We start from the raw sequence: 22,157 nt of genomic DNA on the forward strand, positions 1-22,157 counted from the left end.
CCACCATATAGGAGGGTCGAGTCGTCTTTCCAGAACTCGTTAGATACTCCTGAACGCGCGGCTAATCCAGCTGCCAGAGTCTTCTGAAGGCTCATATCCGCCTTTATTCAGCAGCGAATAGGCATCCTTGTACCACTGAGTGTCAGGATAGTTGTGACCAAGCACCGCTGCAGCGGTCTGCGCCTCGTTGACAACACCGAGCGCGTAATAGGCTTCCGTCAAACGGAACAGCGCCTCTTCCACGTGCCGGGTGGTCTGATAGTCGACGACAACCGTCTTGAAACGGTTGATGGCAGCAACATAGTTGCGCTTCTGCAGATAGTAGCGGCCAACCTGCATTTCCTTGCCGCCGAGCTGATCCTTGATGATCCGCAACTTCTGTTCCGCATCCGGAGTGTATTCAGATTCCGGGAAACGCTGGATCAGTTCGGAAAAAGCGGCACCGGCCTTGCGTGTCACGGCCTGGTCGCGGGTGATATCCGGCATCTGGCGGAAATAGCTCTGTCCGGCAAGGTAGAGCATATAAGCCGAATCCTCATCACCCGGATAAAGCGTGACGAAGCGTTTCGCCGCGGTCACGGTTTCCGTGTACTTACCGCGCGAATAGTTCAGGAACGCGAGGTTGACGAGAGATTTCTTGGAATATTCAGAATAGGGATAAAGCTTGTCGAGTTCCTCGAACTTTTCGGTGGAATCACGCAGCTTGCCCTGGGCACGAAGCGCCAAGCCTTCGTTGTAAAGCACTTCAGGCGGTGTATCGTTGAGTGCAAGTTCGTCCAGGTCGTCCTTGCCGCTGCAGGCGACAAGCGCAAGCGGTGCGGCCAGAACGGCCATCTTGAGGAAAAATTTCATACCCTTGGTTCCGCTCACTTCAGAACCAGTGTCAATTCCGTTCACACCCATACTCCCGAGCCGCTCCGACCCAAACAGCCCTGTATAATCAAGGCTCATGTATTTCATCGACAGGAGTGTTTAGCGGAAATCACCTGTCCCCGTCACGCCTTCATCGGCCATCTGACGGTTTTTTTGAGCAATTTTGTGGCAACAGCCCCAAATTGTGGTGAAATCAGCAGAAACAAAAAGGCCGCTTCAAGGAAGCGGCCTGCAATCAACTTCAGGAAACGTCCGGTCCGAACGCTGCGGAAGCAGCCAAACCGCCCTTGTCGACCTGCCCAACCTGGCGGAAGGCCGGCGCTTCAACAATCTCGAAAGCGCTCGGATCTTCAAAAAGCTTGACCAGAATGGAGTGGTTCATCTTGTGACCCCCCTTATAGGAGCGGTAGAGCCCCAGGATCGGCAGACCTGCCAGCGCAAGATCACCAACGGCATCAAGCGCCTTGTGGCGCGCGAACTCATCCGGCCAGCGGGTGCCTTCCGGATTCAGAACCTTGTCTTCGGAAATTGCGACGGAGTTCTCCAGAGAGGAACCGAGAGCGAACCCCATTTTCCAGAGTTGTTCGACGTCCTTCACGTTACCGAAAGTTCTGGCGCGAGACAGGTCATCGCGGAAGACTTCCGGTGTCATGTCCGATTCGAACTGCTGGCGTCCGATGACTGGCGTATCGAAATCGATGGTGATGTCGAACCGCGTACCATCGTGCGGATGCAGTTCGCACCAGGCGCTGCCATTGTCGACGCGTACGGTTTTCTTGACCTTCAGGTAACGGCGTCCACGATCCAGTTTCTTCAGGCCGACCTGTTCGATGGCTTCCACGAAGACCGTGCTACTGCCATCCATGATCGGCATTTCCGGGCCGTCGATTTCGACAATAACGTTGTCGACCCCCATGCCGAACAGTGCCGCCATCAGGTGTTCAACCGTGGCAACGCCGTTTTTGGTCGGATCTCCCAGAACCGTGCAGAGTGCAGTCGCGGAAACCTTGTCCCACATTGCGGGAATTTCCGGTGCATCTTCCTGATCGGTGCGCGTGAACACAACCCCCACGCAAGCTTCGGCAGGCACCAAGGTGATCGACGCAGGTTTGCCCGAGTGGACGCCAATCCCGGTCAGGGTTACCTGATCGGCGAGTGTAGTCTGTCGGTCAACATATGTGGTCATTCGGCCTAGCCTTTCCGGTTCGCAATCGGAAAACGTCCTCAATTGCCCCTAAAAAGGTTACGGACTTTTTACGATTGCCAGTCGGTGGGGAACATAGTCCCGAACCCTGTTTCAACGAAATAAAGCTTTATTACGGTTTGTAACGATTCACAGGCCTGCAAGATACTGAATTGAAAAGCAAATTCGCTTCCCTTACGGAAACGGCCCGAAGCGTGAGCTCCGGGCCGTTGCGATCAGGGAAGAAGATCGCGAAAACGAATCAGTTGGCCTGGCGTCGCAGGAACGCCGGAATCTCCAATTGCTCGTCTTCTGAAGCACTTACAGGCTTAGGTGCCGCCCGTCCGGTGCCGTCCAGCTGACCGGTAGCCCCCTGCGCGGATGCCCGCTGCTGCGGAGCGCGCGGAGCGGCTGCAGGTGCCGGCTGCATCTGTGGGGCACGCGCGACAGGTGCTTCCATTTCCTGCTCTTCTTCGTCTTCACGGCGGCCAAGTCCACTCGCGAGCCGGCGCAACAGTCCCATCGGACGACGGTCATCTTCACCATGCTCTTCCAGAGAGGCAGCCGGAGCTGAAGGCTGAGCAGGCGCCGGTGCTGGAGCTGGCTGGGGAGCCGCCGCCTGGGCCGGCGCTGGCGCAGCGGTTTGCTGTGCACGGATTTCACGCTGAGCGATCGGCGGGAAATCTTCTACACGCGGCATGCGCGGCGCCGGGCTGTGCTCTTCAGCGACCGGAGGAATGTACGGCTGGCTGACAGGCGCTTCTTCAACGACTGGAGCCCGCGCTTCTTCTTCAAGGTCGATCATCGGCGACTTGCCGGTCAAAGCACTGCTGGCCGGTTGAACGCGCTTGATTTCAACAGCCGGATCACTGGCAACGGCAACCGGCTGAGGCTCCGGAATGGCAAGTTCTTTTTCAAGGCTTGCAACAGCCTTGGCGGCTGCATCCTGAGCGATCGCTTTTTCGGCAACGGCTGCCGGTTTCGTGGTGTTCAGCTCCGGAGTACGCGGTATTGCCGGCTTGTCAGCCTTCAGGGCCTGAGCTGCTGGTGAGGGAAACGGGTTGGCGTCTACGCCTTCCTCCTTGTCAATGCCGGTCGCAACGACGGAAACGCGGATGATGCCATCAAGCGTTTCGTCAAAGGTTGCCCCCAGAATGATGTTGGCGTCAGCGTCGACTTCTTCACGAATGCGGGTCGCAGCCTCGTCCACCTCAAACAGGGTCAGGTCGTTGCCCCCCGTGATGGAAATCAGCAGCCCTCTCGCACCCTTCATCGACGATTCGTCGAGGAGCGGGTTGGCAATCGCCGCTTCCGCAGCCTGCTGAGCGCGTTTTTCACCGCTGGCTTCGCCAGTGCCCATCATCGCCTTGCCCATGCCGCGCATGACCGAGCGTACGTCGGCGAAGTCGAGGTTGATGAGACCTTCCTTGACCATCAGGTCGGTGATGCAGGCAACACCGGAATAGAGCACCTGGTCGGCCATCGCGAAAGCATCGGCGAAGGTGGTCTGTGCATTGGCAATCCGGAACAGGTTCTGGTTCGGAATGACAATCAGCGTGTCGACGTTGCGCTGCAGCTCTTCAATACCGCTGTCGGCAATGCGCATACGGCGCGCACCTTCGAATTGGAACGGCTTGGTGACAACACCAACTGTCAGGATGCCCTGTTCGCGTGCCGCCCGGGCAATTACCGGAGCTGCGCCGGTGCCGGTTCCACCGCCCATACCGGCAGTGATGAACACCATGTGCGATCCGGACAAGTGGTCGTTGATTTCGTCGATCACTTCTTCAGCCGCGGCAGAGCCGACTTCGGGCTGAGAACCTGCGCCAAGACCTTCCGTTACTGCCACGCCCATCTGGACGAGACGATCGGACTGGTTCATGGCCAGTGCCTGGGCATCCGTATTGGCGCAGACGAAGTCGCACCCCTGGAGGCCAGCTGTGATCATGTTATTGACGGCGTTTCCGCCCGCGCCGCCGACGCCGAAGACCGTAATGCGTGGCTTCAGCTCCTGAATGTCGGGCATCTTCAGGTTGATGGTCATATTATCCTCGCGACCCACTGGCGCTCCCTTATCGGGAGAACCCTCTTCTTCCCTAATTTCCTCTGCCACTCCTGGCAGCTCCAATTCCTGGTTTTCGTCTTCATGGCTCATGTCGTCAGAAGCTTTCCCTGATCCACTGCCCCACACGGGCCAGGTAACCAGATTGCCCGCCCCACCCTGACCGACGGTTCTTGTGTTCGAACTGTTCGATCTGAGCGACCTGCGGATAAATCAAGAGACCAACAGCGGCGGCGAATGCCGGACCTTTTGCAGCCTCGGGAAGACCGGCAACGCCTAATGGCCGGCCAAGACGAACGTTGCGCCCCAGAATGTGACGCGCAACTTCTCCAAGTCCCGTGAGCTGACTGGCGCCCCCCGTCAACACGATCTGTTTACCTACGCGACCGGCAAAGCCGGACGCCGTCAGGCGATCTCTCACGAGTTCAAGGATTTCCTCCACACGCGGGCGAATGACACGTGTCAGCGCCGAGCGAGGGATCTGGTTCGGCAAATCGCTGTCGCTTTCCAGCGGCGGAACCGTGAGCATGTCACGGTCGTCCGAGCTGGAAGCCAGCGGTGAGCCATAAAGGGTTTTCAAGCGCTCCGCGTCCTGCAGACGGGTCGCGAAAGCGCGCGCAATATCGGTTGTGACGTGATTGCCGCCAACGGCAATCGCATCCAGATGCACCATGTGTCCATCGACAAAGACCGACAGTGTCGTGGTGCCACCCCCCATATCGATGCAGGCAACGCCGAGTTCGGCTTCGTCATCAACAATCGTGGACAGGCCGCTGGCAAACGGTGTTGCCACCATCGTCTCCACATGCAGGTGACCCCGATTGATGCAGAGCTCCAGATTGCGAACAGGCGGCACTTCCGCCGTCACGACCTGCATGTCGACGCCAAGCTTGTGCCCCATCATGCCACGCGGATCGCGAATGCCACGGCTGCCGTCGAGGGAATATGAAATCGGCAGCGCATGCGTAACGGCCCGGCCGTCGGTAACCGAATGGCTCGACCCGGCAGACAGCACGCGCTGGATGTCTGCCTCGGACACGCTTTCACCTGCCAGCGATACGTTGGCACTGTAGATTTCGCTTTGCAGCCGGCCGCAGCTGATATTCGCAATCAACGATTCGACCGTCACACCGGCCATGCGCTCGGCACTATCAACAGCAAGACGGATCGCCTGCTCAGCCGCATCCATGTCGACGACGACGCCGGACTTGATACCGCGTGAACGCTGATAGCCGTATCCAAGCACTTCCACTTTGTGCGAGCGGCTGGAAAGAATTGTGGTCTCGTCTTGCGGGATCAACTTGGCAATCAGGCAGCAGACCTTGGTCGATCCCACGTCCAGAACCGACATGATGACCGAACGGCGGCTCGGTAGAGGCCGCATCTTGGGCAGATACAGATGGCTTCCGGAGCGGCTCATGTATCGCGCTCCTTCTTGCCCGACCTGTTGCGTCCACCGGTCATGATCTTGCGCTGCTCCGCCGCATCGTCGGAAAGACGAACCGTCACCCTGTCTCCAAGTCTCATATCGATTGCGACAATGTCCCGGGACAGCAAACCGCTTTCCTCGTCCATCTGAACAAGATCCGCCAACGCATCATCAATGTTTTCCGCAGGCAGTCGGATCGAGATCCCGTTTTCCAGCTGAAGGTCCCAGCGACGATCGCTGATCAAAAACGCTGCGCGAACACGCGGACGCAGTTCCGGCACTTTTTCCAATGCAGTGTTGATTTCACCGGCCCGGCGCTGAGCACCGTGATTCACGACGAGCAGAAGATTCGCATAGCGGCCATCGACTTCGTCGGTGATGATATCACCTGATTCGTTTACGATCGAAACAACGTCACCGCGCTGCCAGAGTGCGTAAGGCACCCTCTCCTCGACCTTCACCTGAAGCGTGCTTGGATAGAGCTTCATCACGGATGCATTCTTCACCCAGGCCATCTGGTTCAAACGTTCCCGAGCGCCTTCCGCGTCAAACAGTGCCAGCGAGGAGCCTTCGTGAATTTCCAGGGCTTCCAGGATCTGAAATTCGTTGATTTCGCGTTGGCCGGAGAGCTTCACCGCTTCGATGCCAAAGCCAGCTGCAGACAGCAAGGCATCAGAAACGATACGTCCGTGCCCACCTATGACTATTGCGTAACCAATTGTTAAGGTTAAGAAACCGAGTGCAGCGGCAGAACCGGTCCAGCGCGGCAGATCCGTCAATCGACCCGCGGCCCGCCAAACCGGTTGGCGGTGCAAACGCGAAACACCACGCCCGCGCGGAGCCAGCTCGGCTTCCAGCGGCGTTAGCGTTTCCCGGTTATGTTTGCGCCCTAGCGACAGCAACTTGCGTCCTCAACCATCCAACTGACCAGGTCTTTGAAACTCATCCCCTTATGGGCCGCCATTTCCGGCACAAGAGAGGTAGGCGTCATGCCTGGTTGCGTATTCACTTCAAGGCAAATCAGTTCGCCGGTTCCGTCTTCGCGCTCGTCGAAACGGAAATCAGCCCGGGAAACACCTCGGCATCCCAAAGCCTGATGCGCCTTGACTGCTAGTGTCTCTATGGTTTGGTAAACAATCGGTGAAATTTTTGCAGGAAGAATGTGTTTTGAACCGCCTTCTACATATTTTGCATCATAATCGTAGAAGCTGTGCCCCTGGGGAACGATATCTATGACGCCAAGAGCCTGATCGTGCATGACGGCACAGGTCAGTTCCCGGCCGTAGATGAATTTTTCGCACATCAGAACGTCGGGGTAAGGCCAGTCCGTCCGGCTAAGCTCTTGTGGCGGAAACTCTTGATCTTCCTTGACAATTAGCACTCCGAAGCTCGAACCCTCATTAATCGGCTTGAGCACATAGGGGGGCTTCATCGGATGTTCGCGCTGAATGTCGTAACGGTTCACAACCTTGTGTTCCGTCACTGGAATTCCAGCGGCTTGCATCACGGCTTTTGCCTTCACCTTGTTCATCGCAAGGCCCGATGCCATCACACCGGAGTGGGTGTAGGGAATGTTAAGAAACTCTAAAATTCCCTGAATGCAGCCGTCTTCACCGAAGGGGCCATGCAGCGCATTAAAGGCCACGTCCGGCTGCAATTTCTTCAAGACAGACGAAACATCGCGGTCAACGTCGATGCGGGTAACCTTGTATCCGGCTTCTTCCAGGGCATCCGCACAGTCTTTTCCGCTGCTCAGGCTGACCGGGCGTTCGTTAACCCAACCGCCCATAAGAACGGCAACATGTTTCTTGGCCATTTACGCGGCCTCCCCTTCCTGTCCCAAAAACGGTTCGATTGAGCCGGTGTCCCCAAACCGGCCCAGTCGTTTGATTTCCCACTCAAGCCTGATGCCGCTGTGCTCCAGCACCCGTGCCCGCACAGTCTCACCCAGCAGCTCAAGGTCGTGGCCCGTGGCTTCTCCCGTGTTGATCATGAAGTTGCAGTGCATCTCGGACATCTGGGCACCGCCAATCGTCAGGCCACGACATCCGGCCGCGTCGACTTCCTTCCACGCGGATGTTCCCGGCGGGTTCTTGAATGTCGAGCCCCCGGTCTTTTCACGGATTGGCTGCGCGCGCTCGCGGTGAGCGACAACGTCCGCCATTTCCTGGCGAATTGCGGCTTCATCCTGCGGCACACCTTCAAACACCGCGGAAGTGAAAATCAGATCCTTAGAAGCGACGGAATGCCGGTAGGCGTATCCCATTTCGGCATTCGTCAGAACGTGACGATTGCCGTCTCGGTCGACGGCGGTAAGTTCGACCATGCGCTCACAGGTCTCGGTACCGTGCGCACCCGCGTTCATTCGAAGCGCACCACCAAGTCCGCCCGGAATGCCCGTGTAAAATGCAAAACCTCCGAGTCCGACCTTGGCCGCAGCTTCCGCAAGACGCTTGTCCGGCACCGCAGCACCGGCTTTCACGCGGTTGCTGCCGATCTCCTCTATGGAACCGAAGCCTTTTGCGCTGAGCCGAATGACAACGCCTTCAAGCCCGCCATCACGGATCAAAAGATTCGACCCGAGACCAACCGGAAGCACGGGCACTTCTTTCGGCAATTTGCCCATGAACGTTGCGAGATCATCCTCATCCGCAGGCTGGAACATCAACTGAGCCGGGCCACCGGTGCGAAACCAGGTGACCGCCGACAGCGGTTGGTTGGCCGTCAACCTGCCCCGGATGCCTTCGCTCAGCTGCGGATACTTTTCCAAGAGATCGGGAAAACTCATCAAAGTCCTCCTCAGAGATCTTCAAGCTGCTTGGGAAGCGCGTAGGCCCACTGGGTGATATTGCCGGCACCGAGGCAAACGACGAAGTCACCTGGTTCTGCAACGTCCTTAATCAGTGCCGGCAGTTCCTCCGGCGCTTCGATTGCCTGAACATGGCGATGGCCGCGCGTTTTCAACCCTGAAACCAGATCCGTATGCAACGCCCCTTCGATCGGCTGCTCTCCCGCGGCGTAAACGGGGGAGATGATGACCGTGTCGGCGTCGTTAAAGCAGTTCGAAAAATCATCGAACAGGCTGTGCAGACGCGTGTACCTGTGAGGCTGCATCACCGCGATGACCTTGCCTTTCGTGGACTCCCGCGCGGCATGCAGAACTGCCCTGATCTCCACCGGATGGTGAGCGTAGTCGTCGAAAATCTGAACGCCGTCGACGGTGCCTGTGTGGGTGAAGCGGCGCTTTACGCCACCAAAGGCAGAAATGCCCTTCGTCAGGTCTTCAGCACCGACGCCAAGCTGGGACGCGACCGCAATCGCTGCCGTGGCATTGGAAACGTTGTGCAGCCCGGGCATCGGCAGTTCCAGATCTTTCAATTCAATGATCTGATCGGTGCGGCGGTCCCGGATCGCGACAGAAAAGATCGACTTGCCACCATCCATGGAAACATCGGTGTAGCGCACGTCGGCTTGCGGATTGGTTCCGTAAGTTACGACCCGCCTGTCTTCAATGGTTCCGATCATCGTCTGGACTTCCGGATGATCAAGACACATCACAGCAAAGCCATAAAAGGGAACGTTCTCGACAAATTGCCGGAAGGCGTCTTTCACCCCGTCGAAATCACCGTAATGGTCAAGGTGCTCGGGGTCGATGTTGGTCACAACCGCAACATCCGCCGGAAGCTTGACGAAAGTGCCGTCGCTTTCGTCCGCTTCGACAACCATCCAATCTCCCTCACCCATCCGGGCGTTGGTTCCGTAGGCGTTGATGATGCCGCCGTTGATGACCGTGGGATCGAGATTTCCGGCATCGAGCAGCGCAGCAACCATGGAGGTCGTCGTCGTCTTGCCGTGCGTTCCACCGATTGCGATCGACTGTTTGAACCGCATCAGCTCGGCCAGCATTTCCGCACGGCGGACCACAGGAATGAGTTTCTCGCGTGCCGCGACGAGTTCCGGGTTGTCTTTCTTGATGGCAGAAGAAACCACCAGAACTTCGGCCTCGCCAAGATTTTCAGCGGCATGTCCGACCATCACCTTGATGCCATGTGAGCGAAGTCGCTGCACATTGGCATTTTCCGCCATGTCGGAGCCCTGAACCTGATAGCCAAGCGTCTTCAGTACTTCGGCAATGCCGCTCATGCCGATGCCTCCGATCCCGACGAAATGGACCGGACCGATATCCTGCGGCATTTTCATGGCCGTTCTCCTTGCTTGTTTGCGACCTGCTCGACCAGGTCCGCGAGACGTTTGACCGCATCAGGCTTGGCAACGCTGAGCGCGTTCGCCGCGGCATCTTTCAGCATTTCCGGCGAAGTCATGAAGCGATTGATTTCCTTTGTCAGGCGTTCCGGGTGAAGGTCCACCTGGCGGATTGGCCACGCACCACCGGCTTTTTCCAGCACCTTCGCGTTTGCCGCCTGGTCCTGATCGATAGCACCGGGCAGCGGCACCAAGATGGCCGGCCGGCCGAGAACGCTGAGCTCGCTGACGGAGGATGCACCCGACCGGCAAAGCACCAGATGCGCCTGCGCAATTCGTTGCGGCATATCCTGAAAGAAAGGGGCACATTCGGCGTCAACGCCCAAAGACCGATAAGCTTCCTGCACACGCTCCACATCTTCCGGGCGGCACTGCTGCACGATATTCAGACGTGCTCGGACTTCGTCGGGAAGTTTTTCGACGGCTGGTGGCACGAGGTCAGAAAAGAACCGAGCTCCCTGAGACCCTCCAAAAACAAGAAGCTTGAAGTCCCCTCCCGGTCGAGGTGCGTCATAGGGAAGTTCGGCCGCATCAAGAACCGCATCACGGACCGGGTTCCCGGTCTCCGCAAGCTTGCCAGCCAGTTCCACCGGTAAATCTTCGATCGGGACACTTGTTGCGATCGCCGTTACCCCCTTGGCAAGCATCTTGTTGGCCCGACCCATGACCCCGTTGGCCTCATGCAAGATGGACGGCGTGCCGGTCATCCGGGCAGCAAACATCGGCGGAAAGGTAGGATATCCGCCGAACCCTGCAACGACGTCCGGTTTCAGCGACTTTATGACCGACCGTGCCTGAAAGGTGCCCCGCAGGAGATTGAATGCCGTTTTTGCAAGCGTTATCGGATTTCGTCCGCGGATGGTTTCCGAGGCGATTATGTGGACATTTCGAGCCGGAAAAGCCGTGCCGTATTTGTCCGCCCGCTCATCGGTCGCAAGTTCCACGACCCAACCGCGCCGGTTGAGTTCGCTGGCAAGTGCCTGCGCGGGAAACAAATGGCCACCGGTACCGCCGGCCGTCAATAGAACTGTTTTGCTCATAAGATCTGGCGTTCAGCCTTACATCAAAGAAGAGGGTGAAAGCCGGCTCACGGTAACGACATCGCCGCGCGACGGCTGCGGCCGTCTGCGGGTCAGCGCCAGAATGGCACCGGCTGTCATGGCGGACGACAGAAGCGACGAGCCGCCATAGGAAATGAATGGCAAGGTCATGCCCTTGGATGGCATCAGGTTAAGGTTCACGGCAAGATTGATGGTTGCCTGGAGGCCGAAAAGAACAACCAGCCCGGCAGTTGCCAGACGGCTGAAGGCGTCCTGATCGCGGCTTGCGTGGTTGAGACCACGCAGCACGATGAACGCAAATACCGAAACGACCAGCAGGCACACCACGACACCGAACTCTTCTCCGACAACGGCAAAGATAAAGTCCGTGTGACTGTCGGGAAGAATGCGCTTGACCGTACCCTCACCCGGTCCCCGGCCGAACCAACCGCCGGCAAGAAAGGAATCCATTGCCGTATCGACCTGAAAAGTATCCCCGGAACTTGGGTCCAGAAAACGGTCCACACGGCCGGTCACGTGCGGCAGGAAGGCATAGGCGGCAAACAGACCGACAATCCCGATAAGCCCGAGCGCCATGATGATCAGCCAGGAAATACCGTTCAGGAAGAACAGGCCGGCCCACACCAGGCCAAGCAGCATCGTCTGACCGAAATCCGGTTGCGCGATCAAAAGGGCAGCACAGACCGCGAAGAGCACGAATGCGAAAAGAACGCCAGGCACTTCCCGGCGGCGTCCGCTTTCCGACAACAGGAAGGCAATCAAGATAACAAAAGCGGGTTTCAGGAATTCCGAAGGCTGCAGGGAAAATCCTGCAATATAGATCCAGCGCCTTGCGCCTTTTGCCTCAAACCCGAGAAACAGCGTCGCGACAAGGAGTACCAGCGAGACAACGAACACAACAAGAGCCGCGCGCCTGACCATACGCGGTGTCATCAGTGACCCTGCCAGCATGATGACCAGTGCCGGAACAAGGAACACCGCCTGCCGCTTCACAAAGAAAAATGTCTCAACCCCAAGCCGCTCGGCAACAGGTGGACTTGCGGCGAAGGAAAGAACAACACCACCGACAAGCAGCAACCCGAACGCTGCAAGAAGGTAGTGATCCACTGTCCAGAGCCATTCGGCAAATCGGCTCCGATCGGCGCGAGAAACCATTTATGCGACCTCCTGAGTGTTTCCATCACCAGGCAAGGCACGCACCGCATCTACAAAAGCAGCGCCCCGCAGTTCAAAATTCGGATATTGGTCAAAGCTGGCGCAGGCGGGCGATAGCAGAATGGCAATCTCTTCCGCTTCGTCCTCGGCAGCCTCTTCGGCAGCGTCGATAACGGCCTGTGAAAGCGTACCACTGATCTTGTAGGGAACGCGCCCATCCAGCGTCTTGGCAAAGTCCTCTGCAGCTTCACCGATCAAGAAGGTCTTCACGATTTTCGGAAAGTACTCATCCAGGGAGGAAATTCCTCCGGCCTTCGCACGACCGCCCGCGATCCAATAGATCCGGTCAAAGCTGGACAATGCCCGCGCCGCAGCATCGGCATTTGTCGCCTTGGAATCATTGACGAACAGGACACGGCCCTGCTTGGTGACGATTTCCATGCGGTGATGAAGTCCGGGAAAAGATTTCATTGCCGCTGCAATCTTGGCCGCCGGCAATTCCAGTGCACGCAAGGCAGCAAACGCCGCTGCAGCATTTTGACCGTTGTGATCGCCGCGCAAGCTATCGATCCCGCCGAGCAGAGCAACTTCGCTCTGGGTTCCATCATGGGCTTCAAACAAGCGACCGTGACGGGCGTAGATGCCACTGGTGAGTTCCTTTTCACCGGCGATCCGGCAAACCGGCTTGCGCGCCAGTTCCAAACGATCTGCAATCGCAGATGACAGGAGATCATCCACCCCGACCACGGCAACCTTGGCTCCGGCAACCAGCCGTTCCTTGATGGCAGCGTAATTTTCCATGGTGCCGTGCCGATCAAGATGGTCCGGCGACAAGTTCATGTGAATGCCGACGGTGGGATCGAGGGTCGGTGCCAGGTCAATCTGATAGGAAGAGCACTCGACAACATAGTGACGACCCGGCTGCGGCGGTTGCAGCTCAAGCACCGGTGTTCCGATATTGCCTCCAATCTGAACGTCCAGACCGAGCTCCCTGAGCAGATGGGCAACAAGCGCTGTGGTGGTGGATTTGCCGTTCGTTCCGGTGATCGCGATCAGTGGCGCAGACGGGCAGAGCTTTCTGCGCTCGCGGCAAAACAGTTCGACGTCCCCAACGATCTCCACGCCGGCGCCGCGGGCAAGATCAACGGACCAGTGCGGCACGGGATGCGTCAACGGAACGCCTGGTGCCAGCACCAGAGCCACGACATCGGACCAGTCCATCTCGCGAAGGTCCTGCGTATGCAAGCCTTCGGCAGCGGCCTGCTCGACACGCGAACTGTTATCATCAAAGCACACCACATCCGCGCCGCCGTCCTTCAAGGCATGCGCAGTTACCAACCCCGACCCGCCAAGTCCGAAAAGGGCGACTTTTCTGTTTTCGAATGTGGTGACTGGGATCATCCGGCTTACCTCAGCTTCAGTGTGGCAAGACCGATCAGGGCAAGCACGACCGAAATGATCCAGAAGCGGATCACGACCTGACTTTCAGTCCATCCCATGATCTCGAAGTGGTGATGTATTGGCGCCATCCTGAAGACGCGTTTGCCCGTGAGCTTGAAGGAAATGACCTGAACGATGACCGACACAGCCTCCAGCACGAACAGGCCGCCGATGATGGCCAGAACGATTTCGTGTTTGGTGGCCACGGCAATAGCGCCGATCATGCCGCCAAGCGCGAGCGAACCGGTGTCACCCATGAAAATTGCCGCCGGGGGAGCATTGAACCACAGAAAACCGAGGCCGGCGCCGATCACGGCACCGCAGATGACAGCCAGCTCACCGGTACCGGCAACGTGATGGATCTGAAGGTAGTTGGCGAATACCGCGTTACCGGAGAGGTATGCGATCAGGCCAAAGGACGCACAGGCAATCATCACCGGAACGATTGCGAGCCCATCCAGACCATCAGTCAGGTTTACCGCGTTGCCCGCACCAACCATGACAAAGGCAGCAAACGGAATGAAGATTATGCCCAGATTGAGAGTAAAATCCTTCAGAAACGGGAATGTAATTGCCTCGGAAAACTGGGAAGTATCAAGAAGCGTGACCGCGAAAGCAGCACAGGCAGCGATCAGGAACTCCAGTCCGAGCCGTGCCTTGCCGCCGAACCCCTTGTGCGATGACTTCGTCACCTTCAGATAATCATCGTAAAAGCCGATACCGCCGAACCCTAGGGTGACCCCAATCACCACCCAGACGTAGGGATTGGAAAGATCCGACCATAAAAGCGCTGCGACCAGAGCACCCGAGAGGATCATCAATCCTCCCATCGTCGGGGTACCCTTTTTGGTCAGCAAATGACTCTCCGGACCGTCGGCCCGGATCGGCTGGCCGTGGCCCTGACGGATACGCAAGCTGGCAATGATTTTCGGTCCGAACAGGAAAACAAAAAACAGCGCCGTCATGATCGCGCCGCCTGTTCTGAACGTGATGTACCTGAACACGTTCAAGGCCGAGACCTGATCAGCAAATTGCCCCAAAAAATAAAACATCAGCTATCCCTTATGCCGCCGCAGTATCGTCCGCAGGCGGATATTCCTTCTTCAGCGCTTCGACAAGCGGCCCCATGCGAGTTCCAAGCGAACCCTTGATCATTAGGACATCGCCTGGCCTGACATCCCGCAGCAGCGCTTCTTCCAGATCCTTCGCTTCTTCGCCATAATGGGCGCGAAGCTCGTGCGGCAGCAGTTCCCAAAGCGCATGCATATGCGGCCCGGCGCAATAGACCGCGTCCGTTCCGGCGTCAACAATCGGCTTTAGCAGCTCTGCGTGCAGGCGATTTGCGCCGGATCCCAGTTCCCTCATATCGCCGATCACCGCGACGCGACGCCCGGGCCGAACAACCGGCGCTTCACCGAGAACCGCAAGTGCTGCCCGCATGGATGCCGGATTGGCGTTGTAGCTTTCGTCGATGACGTAAAATTCGCCTTCATTCACTGAAAGACGTGTGACCTGCCCGCGGCCTTTGGGTGCGTGCATCGTATCGAGAACAAGTCCGGCCTTGGCCAGGTCCGCCCCCAGGTCGCATACTGCCGTCAGCACCGCGAGACTGTTTTTGACGTGGTGCTTTCCGGGAGCGCCGATCTTATAGGTGATTTCCTGACCCAGGATGGATGCATCAACACTGGAGCCAGACGGGAAACTGACCACCTTTTCCAGATGGCTGTCAGCCGTTGGGTCCTCGCCGAACGTATGGATGCTGGGAACACCCGCAGTGACCGCCAGGAACTTGAGGAGATCGAACTGGCGATTGTCCTTGTTGAGAATGACAACGCCGCCGGGTTCAAGCCCGTCGAAAATCTCAGCCTTCGCCTGGGCGATCTTCTCGACACTGTCAAAGAACTCCAGGTGCACAGGCTGCACGGTGGTGATGATGGCGACATGCGGACGAACCATCTTGACCAGCGGCGTGATTTCGCCCGCATGGTTCATGCCGATTTCGAAAACCCCGAAATCAACGTCCGCCGGCATGCGCGCAAGCGTCAGCGGAACGCCCCAGTGATTGTTGAAGGACGCCACAGAGGCGTGAACCTTGCCGGATTCCCCGAGGGTCAATCGCAGCGCTTCCTTGGTTCCTGTCTTACCGACCGACCCTGTAACAGCCACGATCCTGGCCTTGCTTCTGGCACGCGCTGCAATGCCAAGCTTGCGCATCGCATCCAGTGGATCCTCGACCAGAACATACCTTCCGTCTTCCGGAAGCTCGGAAAGTCTGTCTTCCGCGACAAGAGCGACCGAGGCCCCTGCCTCAAGCGCAGCAGCCACATAGTCGTGCCCGTCCAGACGATCGCCCTTGATGGCAATGAAAGCGTCTCCGGGTTCAAGCGTCCGGCTGTCGATGGAAATTCCGGTAATGTCTTCGCTGACATCGCCCCATTTGCCGCCGCCCGCAGCTTCAACAAAAGCGTCTAATGTCCAAAGAGGTTCGCTCATTTGTTTCCTTCGAGGCTGATGGCGCGCGCAACGGCTTCGTGGTCAGAAAAGGGAATCACTGTGTCGCCAACAATCTGGCCCGTTTCGTGGCCTTTTCCGGCAACGCACAAGATATCACCCGTCTTGAGCCGGCGAACCCCCTCCGCGATCGCTTCATAACGATCTCCGATCTCCAATGCGCCCGGCGCTCCCTTGAGGACGGCCTTTCGGATCGAAGCAGGATCTTCGGAGCGTGGATTGTCATCTGTAATAATCACAAGGTCCGCATGGCGGGCAGCAGCTTCACCCATCAACTCGCGCTTACCTGGGTCCCTATCGCCACCAGCGCCAACGATCACGGACAGTTTTCCAACGGCAAACGGCTTCAGCGCAGCCAGTGCATTATCAAGCGCGTCTGGCTTGTGGGCATAATCAACAAACACAAGACCGCCTTCCCTGGTCTTGCCGGCAAGTTCCAGACGCCCGGGTGCCCCTTTCAGATTTTCCAGAGATCGCAAGACCGCACCCGTGTCGATGCCGGCCGCAATGGCGAGGCCTGCAGCGATCAGTGCATTGGAGACCTGAAAGCGACCGATGAGGGGCAGCGTCACCTTGTATTCACCGCGCTCGGTTTCTAGCGTCAGGTCCTGTCCGGCACCGGATGGCTTCAGGCCGGTCAGCTTGAGATCCTTACCCGACTCTCCAACTGTAAAGATCCGTTGCCTTCGCCGGTCTGCAACCTCGATCACCCGGTCTGCATATTTCTCGCCAGGGTCTACAACCACGGTACCGCCTTCCGGAAGTAACTCACCAAAAAGACGAAGCTTCGCTTTCAGGTAGTCCTCGATGGTCGGATGATAGTCCATGTGGTCGCGGCCGAGATTGGTAAAGGCCGCAGCCGTCAGATGCACACCATCAAGGCGGTGCTGATCCAGGCCGTGAGACGAGGCTTCCATGGCAGCGTGGTTGATGTTTTCTGCCCGAAGCTCGGCAAGTTCCTTGTGAAGCGCTACTGGATCCGGTGTTGTGAGGCCGCCGTAGCTTTCGCCTCCGGGCTTGATCGTGCCGAGTGTTCCCAGGCTTGCTGCCGGATGGCCGGCTGCCTGAAAGATCTGGCGAACGAAATGCGCAACGGACGTTTTTCCTGCTGTGCCTGTGACAGCGACAATCGTATCAGGCTGCAAACCGCAAAAACGTGCTGCCATTTTTGCAAATACCTGCCGAGGCTCCGCAACACCGATGACGATCACATCTTTTCCGGCTGTCGAGCGAATGGCGTCAGCAGCATCATTTGCGCACACAATAGCAACAGCCCCGGCCGCAACTGCGTTCGGGGCAAATTTTGTTCCATCTACCGTGGAGCCTTTGAAGGCAGCAAACAGATAGCCGGGCTTCACGTTCCGGCTATCCGCCGTCAACCCAGTTATTGTCAGCCCCTTTGCCGTTTCCGGCAGGTTCAGGCCGGCGGCCAAGTATTCAAGATCCATCTCACCTGATCATCCGGTTTGTGCGTCGTCTTTCTGAAGCTATGTTGAAGACCGGATTTCGGCTGCGACCCCGCCGGTGTTCAAAGCTTCCTGCTTGTCTCCTTAATAGGAAATCTCGATTGGTTCATCCCCCTTACCGAAGCGTGGCATCACACCGAGCATTGGAGCGGACCGACGTATGATCGCACCTGCAGTCGGCGCTGCGTTGAGACCGGCGGTCGCGCCAATGCCTTCGCGTTCCGGCTTCGGCTCATCGATAACAACCAGAACCACGTAACGCGGATCATCCATCGGGAAGGCCGACAGGAACGAATTTCGGCGTTTGTTGTTGACGTAACGCCCGTTCTCGATCTTTTCCGCCGTCCCGGTTTTTCCGCCAACCGTATAACCTGGAACATCGGAACGGCGTCCGGAACCGGAAAGCACATTGAGGCGGAACAGGTAGCGCATCATCCGGCTGACTTCGGGCGAAATAACCTGTTTGCCAAGGGCTTGGACATCTTCCGGACTACGCGGCAGGAAGGTCGGCGGAAGCAGAGTTCCGCCATTGACGACGGCAGCCGCCGCGACGGCTGTCTGCATCGGCGTGACGGAAAGGCCATGGCCAAAGGAAATCGTCATGGCCGCAAGATCGCTCCACTTGCGCGGCAGCAGCGGTTTTGCGTTTTCAGGCAGCTCGGTGTTCAGCCGCTTGGTCAGATGCAACCTTTCCAGGAACTCTTTCTGGCGTGCGACACCCGTCGCCAGCATCATCTTCGCGGTGCCGATATTGGACGAATAAATGAAGATTTCCGGTACGGACAGGATGCGGTTTTTCCCGTGGAAATCCGATATTGTACGACCTGCGGCACGGATCGGACGCGTGGCATCGAAACTGTCGTTGATGGAAACCGTTCCAGAATCAAGCGCCATTGCGGTCGTGAATGCCTTGAAGACCGAACCCATTTCAAAGACCCCGCCCGTTGCACGGTTCAGACGATCCTTCTGAAGAGCCTGTGAACGGTCATTGGGGTCGTAGTCAGGCAGGGACGACATGGCGACCACTTCGCCCGTCTTGGCGTCCAGCACGATGCCCGCTGCCGCAATTGCCCGGTAGCGCTCCATGGCCTTGACCAGCTCATCGCGCACGACATGCTGGACACGCAAGTCAACCGAAAGCCGAACTGGCTCCATCGTGCGGTCAGATGCGAAGCCAAGCGACTGAAGGTCCGCAAGCCACTCGTTGTCGATGTATTTCTCGATCCCGGTAAGTCCCTGGTTGTCGACATTCACCGAGCCGACAATGTGCCCTGCTGTTGGGCCACCGGGATAAAAACGTTGATTTTCAGAAAGGAACCCAACGCCCGGAAGGCCTAGATTGTGAACCTGGGCGGCTTTTTGAGGCGTCATTTCCCGCTTCAGCCAGACGAAACCAGCTCCGCTTTCAAGGCGACGGCGCACCAGTTTCTCGTCCAGCTCCGGCAGGACCCGGGTCAGCCCTTCGACAGCTTCCTCCACGTCGATAATGCGACGCGGCTCGGCGTACAGCGATGCTGTCTTGATATCGGTCGCCAGGATTTCACCGTTCCGGTCAATCAGGTCCGGTCTGGAAGCGGAAATGGAATCCTGCGCGGAGATCCAGGCGCTGGAAGGCGCCTCCTCCATCTGGGCCAACAGGACGAGACGGCCCGCGATTGCGACATATACGCATGCGAAGGCAAGCATCGCCACGTAAACACGCGATTTGACCGCGCTCGATGAAACAGACCCTCGCGCCGCCCTGGGCTGCGCACGCCTTACCTGAAGAAAACTTGCCGGTTCGCTTACCATCGTCATCGTTCAGCCCCTCACCGGATCACTGCCGATGAGCCGGCATAACCGCCCATCTGGTTGGAGCCGCCAATTGGTTCCAGCATGACCGGACGGGCCGGAAGATCTTCCGGGGTCACGATCTGCTTCACATCCAGCGAGTCCAGTTGAAGATATTCGTTGTAGCGCTCGACCAGAGCCTGCAGACGGTCTGGCTTGTTCAGAAGGCTCCATTCAGCCTTCAGATGCCGGATCGTATTCCGCTCCTCATCAATCTGACGCTTGAGCTCGGCCACCTTTTCCGCCGATTTCGTTGCCGCCAGCTTCATGTCGTAGACAGTCGCTGCGCCGATCACGACCGCCAGTATGAACAGGATGTTCAGCGTTCGAACCATTGTCAGCCCCCTAACCCATGAAATTCCGCCAGACGCGGCACGCCCGCCGCATGTACGTCCAGCTCTCGCGGCGGTGCCTCAGTGCGCCGCCCCGCCCTGAGCTTTGCCGAACGGGCACGCGGATTTTGATCCGTCTCTTCAGCAGCCGCCTCAACTGCCTTGCGCATCAGCAATTCAAATGTCGCCGGCGGCACTTCTTCCTCCGGCATATGCCTGGACCCTCCGCCCCGGGTCCGCGTCCGGTCCTGAAAGAACCGCTTCACGATCCGATCTTCCAGGGAATGAAAACTTACCAGCACAAGCCGGCCTCCCGGCTTCAAGATACGCTCTGCCGCGCCCAGCGCCTCAGCCGCCTGGTGAAGTTCGCCATTCACATAAATTCTCAAAGCCTGGAAGGTCCGGGTTGCCGGATGGATCTGCGCTTTCTTGGGAGATCGGCCAAGCACCTTCTCGATCAGGTTTGCCAGTTCGAGCGTGCGACTGAAGGGGTTTTCCTTCCGCGCTTTATCGATCGCATGCGCAACAGTTGTCGCTCGCTTCTCTTCACCGAGCAGACCAATGATGCGGATCAAGTCTTTGACGGGCAGCTCGTTTACGACATCGGCAGCCGACGGCCCCGCCTGTTCCATTCGCATGTCCAGCGGCCCATCGCGCAGGAACGAGAACCCGCGATCAGCCTCATCGAGCTGCATTGAGGAAACACCGAGATCAAGCACAACACCATCAACGCCGTCAAAACCCTGCGCCTTTGCATGCACCTCCAAGCCGGCAAACTGTCCCGGCACCAGGATCAACTGCCCTGCAGACTGGTTGACCAACTCCTGACCACCAGCAATCGCGTCTGGATCCCGATCGATACCGACAACCCTTGCACCACGTTCCAGGATCGCACGGGAGTAGCCACCAGCACCAAAGGTGCCGTCAATGACCACCTCACCTTCTTGCGGATCGAGCCATTCCAGAACCTCATTAAGGAGAACCGGCACATGACGCTCAGGTCCGCCAGCGTCAGAATCAGCATCTCTGCCGCTATGCGCCATCATGCCGGCTCTCCTTGTGAAGGTACGGGGACTTGCCCCGACAGCATCGCGAGCGCGCGCCTTTGGGCCTCTGCGCGGTACTCGCGGAACTTTTCCGGCTCCCAGATCTGGAACTTGTAGTTCATGCCAACGAAAGTGACCTGGTCGGTGATACCGGTGTGGTCACGGATCATATCGGAAATGACCATCCGGCCATCACCATCGATTTTCGGATTCTCGCTTGCGCCGAACAAGGCGATTGCCAGGGCATCGTGATCCGGTGAGAGTTTGGCAAAGGCCTCTGAGCGCTTGTTTATCTCGGCAAGCAGTTCATTGCCACCAGCATCGACTGCCTCGCAGTGGGATGAGGTGATGCAATAGAGGCCCTCAAATCCGTCTCTCGCCAATACCGCTCGGAAAGGCGCCGGGATCGACACGCGACCCTTGGCGTCCAGCCGGTTGGTAAAGTGAGAAACAAAGCCGGACATAAATCCCCTCGAAGCGGGTCCTACCCCGCTGAAATCCCCTAAATCACCCATGAGAAGAAACGGCCAGCTACCTGCCAAGGACATGCAAAATGCAAAAATTGACTCTTTCCGAGCCGTTAAAGCGATGTCCTAAGCCCTACTGAAAATGGGCCCGCACTCCCCTTCCTGGGTTCTTATGGGATACCATGGGAAATCATGGGCGGTCAATGGAACCACATGGATTCCGACTCGATTTGATCGCACACGACACCGTCAAACCACCTTATTTGAATCATGCTTAATGAAGCCTTGACAGAAAAGAAGAATCGGATTCGCAGGTTTACGGAGGTTTTGGATTTCAACGCCCCATAAACCGGCAAATATTGCCTAGTTTGAAAGACTTGTGGAGAACGAAACCTATTGAAACGGATTGAACTGCCGCGAAGCGGACAAACCCGTCATTTGCAATTGCAGGAGCATGAAGTGATCAAAAACCCCGTTATTCACCTATACCGACTATATGCAGCCCGAAGGAAGTATCAGCAGTGTCCGTAGACCTGAAGCCGATGAGTTCAACTGACAGAAACTGCGTGACGAACATGTTTCAGCTCTACCTGCACGACATGTCCGAGTTTACGAAGTTAGGCGTTGCCGGCGACGGCAAGTACGAGTTTGATCAGGAAATCATAGAAGCGTATTTCCGCGAAGCTCAGCACTTTCCGTATTTCATTCTGCATGAAAACGACATTGCCGGCTTTGCTCTCGTCAGAAAGTACCCGTACGACAAATCCGTGTTGGACATGGGACAGTTCTTTGTTCTCAGAAAACATGCCCGCAAAGGTCTCGGGCAAAGAGCATTTGAACTCTGCCTGCAAAAACATCCCGGAGAGTGGCAGGTCCGCATCCTTCCGCAAAATCTTCCGGCTCAGTCTTTCTGGAAAGCGACCATTTCGAAGTTGACCGGAAACGAGTTCAGCAGCCAGACAGCAGACTATCAGGGCCACAAAATGAACTTCCTGAGTTTTAGCTACCCGGGCATGACTTGATTGCCTTGTCACAAAAA

Annotated in this window: 19 protein-coding genes; 1 reads left to right on the forward strand and 18 read right to left on the reverse strand. The window is 57.5% G+C overall.

What is annotated here, in order from left to right; translation table 11 throughout:
• Positions 1 to 39: 39 nt before the first annotated feature.
• The 18 genes from ABLO27_RS17185 to ABLO27_RS17270 all read right to left on the reverse strand — a co-directional run bounded on the left by ABLO27_RS17185 (position 40) and on the right by ABLO27_RS17270 (position 21,115).
• Positions 40 to 852, reverse strand: a complete 813-nt coding sequence (locus ABLO27_RS17185) for an outer membrane protein assembly factor BamD (RefSeq protein ID WP_353034184.1) — start codon at positions 850 to 852, stop codon at positions 40 to 42.
• Positions 853 to 1,114: 262 nt separating this feature from the next.
• Positions 1,115 to 2,059: a UDP-3-O-acyl-N-acetylglucosamine deacetylase gene (gene lpxC, locus ABLO27_RS17190; RefSeq protein ID WP_353034186.1), complete on the reverse strand. Its 945-nt coding sequence runs from the start codon at positions 2,057 to 2,059 to the stop codon at positions 1,115 to 1,117.
• Between the two features lie 259 nt (positions 2,060 to 2,318).
• A complete protein-coding gene (gene ftsZ, locus ABLO27_RS17195; protein WP_353034187.1) occupies positions 2,319 to 4,100 on the reverse strand; it encodes a cell division protein FtsZ in 1,782 nt (593 codons plus the stop codon).
• Between the two features lie 115 nt (positions 4,101 to 4,215).
• Positions 4,216 to 5,538: a cell division protein FtsA gene (ftsA, locus tag ABLO27_RS17200; RefSeq protein WP_353034189.1), complete on the reverse strand. Its 1,323-nt coding sequence runs from the start codon at positions 5,536 to 5,538 to the stop codon at positions 4,216 to 4,218.
• Entirely contained in the window at positions 5,535 to 6,449 is a 915-nt protein-coding gene (locus tag ABLO27_RS17205) for a cell division protein FtsQ/DivIB (RefSeq protein ID WP_353034190.1), read from the reverse strand. The genes ftsA and ABLO27_RS17205 overlap by 4 nt, the downstream gene beginning before the upstream one ends.
• Entirely contained in the window at positions 6,437 to 7,363 is a 927-nt protein-coding gene (locus tag ABLO27_RS17210; protein WP_353034192.1) for a D-alanine--D-alanine ligase, read from the reverse strand. The genes ABLO27_RS17205 and ABLO27_RS17210 overlap by 13 nt, the downstream gene beginning before the upstream one ends.
• A complete protein-coding gene (gene murB, locus ABLO27_RS17215) occupies positions 7,364 to 8,335 on the reverse strand; it encodes a UDP-N-acetylmuramate dehydrogenase (RefSeq protein ID WP_353034193.1) in 972 nt (323 codons plus the stop codon).
• 11 nt (positions 8,336 to 8,346) lie between these two features.
• Positions 8,347 to 9,747, reverse strand: coding sequence for a UDP-N-acetylmuramate--L-alanine ligase (murC, locus tag ABLO27_RS17220; protein ID WP_353034195.1), 1,401 nt, complete (start codon positions 9,745 to 9,747; stop codon positions 8,347 to 8,349).
• On the reverse strand, positions 9,744 to 10,850 hold the full coding sequence (gene murG, locus ABLO27_RS17225; protein WP_353034197.1) for an undecaprenyldiphospho-muramoylpentapeptide beta-N-acetylglucosaminyltransferase: 1,107 nt from the start codon (positions 10,848 to 10,850) through the stop codon (positions 9,744 to 9,746). The genes murC and murG overlap by 4 nt, the downstream gene beginning before the upstream one ends.
• An 18-nt stretch (positions 10,851 to 10,868) precedes the next feature.
• Positions 10,869 to 12,026 (reverse strand): FtsW/RodA/SpoVE family cell cycle protein, encoded by a 1,158-nt coding sequence (locus tag ABLO27_RS17230; protein WP_353034198.1) that lies wholly within the window; start codon positions 12,024 to 12,026, stop codon positions 10,869 to 10,871.
• Positions 12,027 to 13,427, reverse strand: a complete 1,401-nt coding sequence (gene murD, locus ABLO27_RS17235) for a UDP-N-acetylmuramoyl-L-alanine--D-glutamate ligase (protein WP_353034200.1) — start codon at positions 13,425 to 13,427, stop codon at positions 12,027 to 12,029. It abuts the gene before it with no gap.
• 5 nt (positions 13,428 to 13,432) lie between these two features.
• The gene (gene mraY, locus ABLO27_RS17240; protein WP_353034202.1) at positions 13,433 to 14,518 is read right to left on the reverse strand and encodes a phospho-N-acetylmuramoyl-pentapeptide-transferase; all 1,086 of its coding nucleotides are present in this window, start codon (positions 14,516 to 14,518) and stop codon (positions 13,433 to 13,435) included.
• Between the two features lie 10 nt (positions 14,519 to 14,528).
• Positions 14,529 to 15,959: a UDP-N-acetylmuramoylalanyl-D-glutamyl-2,6-diaminopimelate--D-alanyl-D-alanine ligase gene (locus ABLO27_RS17245; RefSeq protein WP_353034204.1), complete on the reverse strand. Its 1,431-nt coding sequence runs from the start codon at positions 15,957 to 15,959 to the stop codon at positions 14,529 to 14,531.
• On the reverse strand, positions 15,956 to 17,425 hold the full coding sequence (locus ABLO27_RS17250) for a UDP-N-acetylmuramoyl-L-alanyl-D-glutamate--2,6-diaminopimelate ligase (RefSeq protein WP_353034206.1): 1,470 nt from the start codon (positions 17,423 to 17,425) through the stop codon (positions 15,956 to 15,958). Before ABLO27_RS17250 ends, ABLO27_RS17245 begins: the two co-directional genes overlap by 4 nt.
• 102 nt (positions 17,426 to 17,527) lie before the next feature.
• A complete protein-coding gene (locus ABLO27_RS17255; protein ID WP_353034207.1) occupies positions 17,528 to 19,240 on the reverse strand; it encodes a peptidoglycan D,D-transpeptidase FtsI family protein in 1,713 nt (570 codons plus the stop codon).
• A gap of 11 nt (positions 19,241 to 19,251) precedes the next feature.
• Positions 19,252 to 19,608, reverse strand: a complete 357-nt coding sequence (ftsL, locus tag ABLO27_RS17260; RefSeq protein WP_352944509.1) for a cell division protein FtsL — start codon at positions 19,606 to 19,608, stop codon at positions 19,252 to 19,254.
• Positions 19,609 to 19,610: 2 nt separating this feature from the next.
• Positions 19,611 to 20,651, reverse strand: a complete 1,041-nt coding sequence (rsmH, locus tag ABLO27_RS17265; protein WP_353034208.1) for a 16S rRNA (cytosine(1402)-N(4))-methyltransferase RsmH — start codon at positions 20,649 to 20,651, stop codon at positions 19,611 to 19,613.
• Complete coding sequence (locus ABLO27_RS17270) at positions 20,648 to 21,115, reverse strand: division/cell wall cluster transcriptional repressor MraZ (protein ID WP_353034209.1); 468 nt, start codon at positions 21,113 to 21,115, stop codon at positions 20,648 to 20,650. Before ABLO27_RS17270 ends, rsmH begins: the two co-directional genes overlap by 4 nt.
• Before the next feature lie 524 nt (positions 21,116 to 21,639).
• Here ABLO27_RS17270 and ABLO27_RS17275 point away from each other — a divergent pair.
• Positions 21,640 to 22,140: a GNAT family N-acetyltransferase gene (locus tag ABLO27_RS17275; protein WP_353034211.1), complete on the forward strand. Its 501-nt coding sequence runs from the start codon at positions 21,640 to 21,642 to the stop codon at positions 22,138 to 22,140.
• The last annotated feature ends 17 nt before the right edge of the window (positions 22,141 to 22,157 follow it).

This window comes from Roseibium sp. SCP15 (assembly GCF_040329435.1).
In the GTDB taxonomy this organism is placed as follows: domain Bacteria; phylum Pseudomonadota; class Alphaproteobacteria; order Rhizobiales; family Stappiaceae; genus Roseibium.

Bases quoted from the DNA above. Each gene is read 5' to 3' on its own strand.
- ABLO27_RS17185 (WP_353034184.1), bottom strand. From the start codon at position 852: ATGAAATTTTTCCTCAAGATGGCCGTTCTGGCCGCACCGCTTGCGCTT.
- lpxC (WP_353034186.1), bottom strand. From the start codon at position 2,059: ATGACCACATATGTTGACCGACAGACTACACTCGCCGATCAGGTAACC.
- ftsZ (WP_353034187.1), bottom strand. From the start codon at position 4,100: ATGACCATCAACCTGAAGATGCCCGACATTCAGGAGCTGAAGCCACGC.
- ftsA (WP_353034189.1), bottom strand. From the start codon at position 5,538: ATGAGCCGCTCCGGAAGCCATCTGTATCTGCCCAAGATGCGGCCTCTA.
- ABLO27_RS17210 (WP_353034192.1), bottom strand. From the start codon at position 7,363: ATGGCCAAGAAACATGTTGCCGTTCTTATGGGCGGTTGGGTTAACGAA.
- murB (WP_353034193.1), bottom strand. From the start codon at position 8,335: ATGAGTTTTCCCGATCTCTTGGAAAAGTATCCGCAGCTGAGCGAAGGC.
- murC (WP_353034195.1), bottom strand. From the start codon at position 9,747: ATGAAAATGCCGCAGGATATCGGTCCGGTCCATTTCGTCGGGATCGGA.
- murG (WP_353034197.1), bottom strand. From the start codon at position 10,850: ATGAGCAAAACAGTTCTATTGACGGCCGGCGGTACCGGTGGCCATTTG.
- ABLO27_RS17230 (WP_353034198.1), bottom strand. From the start codon at position 12,026: ATGGTTTCTCGCGCCGATCGGAGCCGATTTGCCGAATGGCTCTGGACA.
- murD (WP_353034200.1), bottom strand. From the start codon at position 13,427: ATGATCCCAGTCACCACATTCGAAAACAGAAAAGTCGCCCTTTTCGGA.
- mraY (WP_353034202.1), bottom strand. From the start codon at position 14,518: ATGTTTTATTTTTTGGGGCAATTTGCTGATCAGGTCTCGGCCTTGAAC.
- ABLO27_RS17245 (WP_353034204.1), bottom strand. From the start codon at position 15,959: ATGAGCGAACCTCTTTGGACATTAGACGCTTTTGTTGAAGCTGCGGGC.
- ABLO27_RS17250 (WP_353034206.1), bottom strand. From the start codon at position 17,425: ATGGATCTTGAATACTTGGCCGCCGGCCTGAACCTGCCGGAAACGGCA.
- ABLO27_RS17255 (WP_353034207.1), bottom strand. From the start codon at position 19,240: ATGACGATGGTAAGCGAACCGGCAAGTTTTCTTCAGGTAAGGCGTGCG.
- ftsL (WP_352944509.1), bottom strand. From the start codon at position 19,608: ATGGTTCGAACGCTGAACATCCTGTTCATACTGGCGGTCGTGATCGGC.
- rsmH (WP_353034208.1), bottom strand. From the start codon at position 20,651: ATGATGGCGCATAGCGGCAGAGATGCTGATTCTGACGCTGGCGGACCT.
- ABLO27_RS17270 (WP_353034209.1), bottom strand. From the start codon at position 21,115: ATGTCCGGCTTTGTTTCTCACTTTACCAACCGGCTGGACGCCAAGGGT.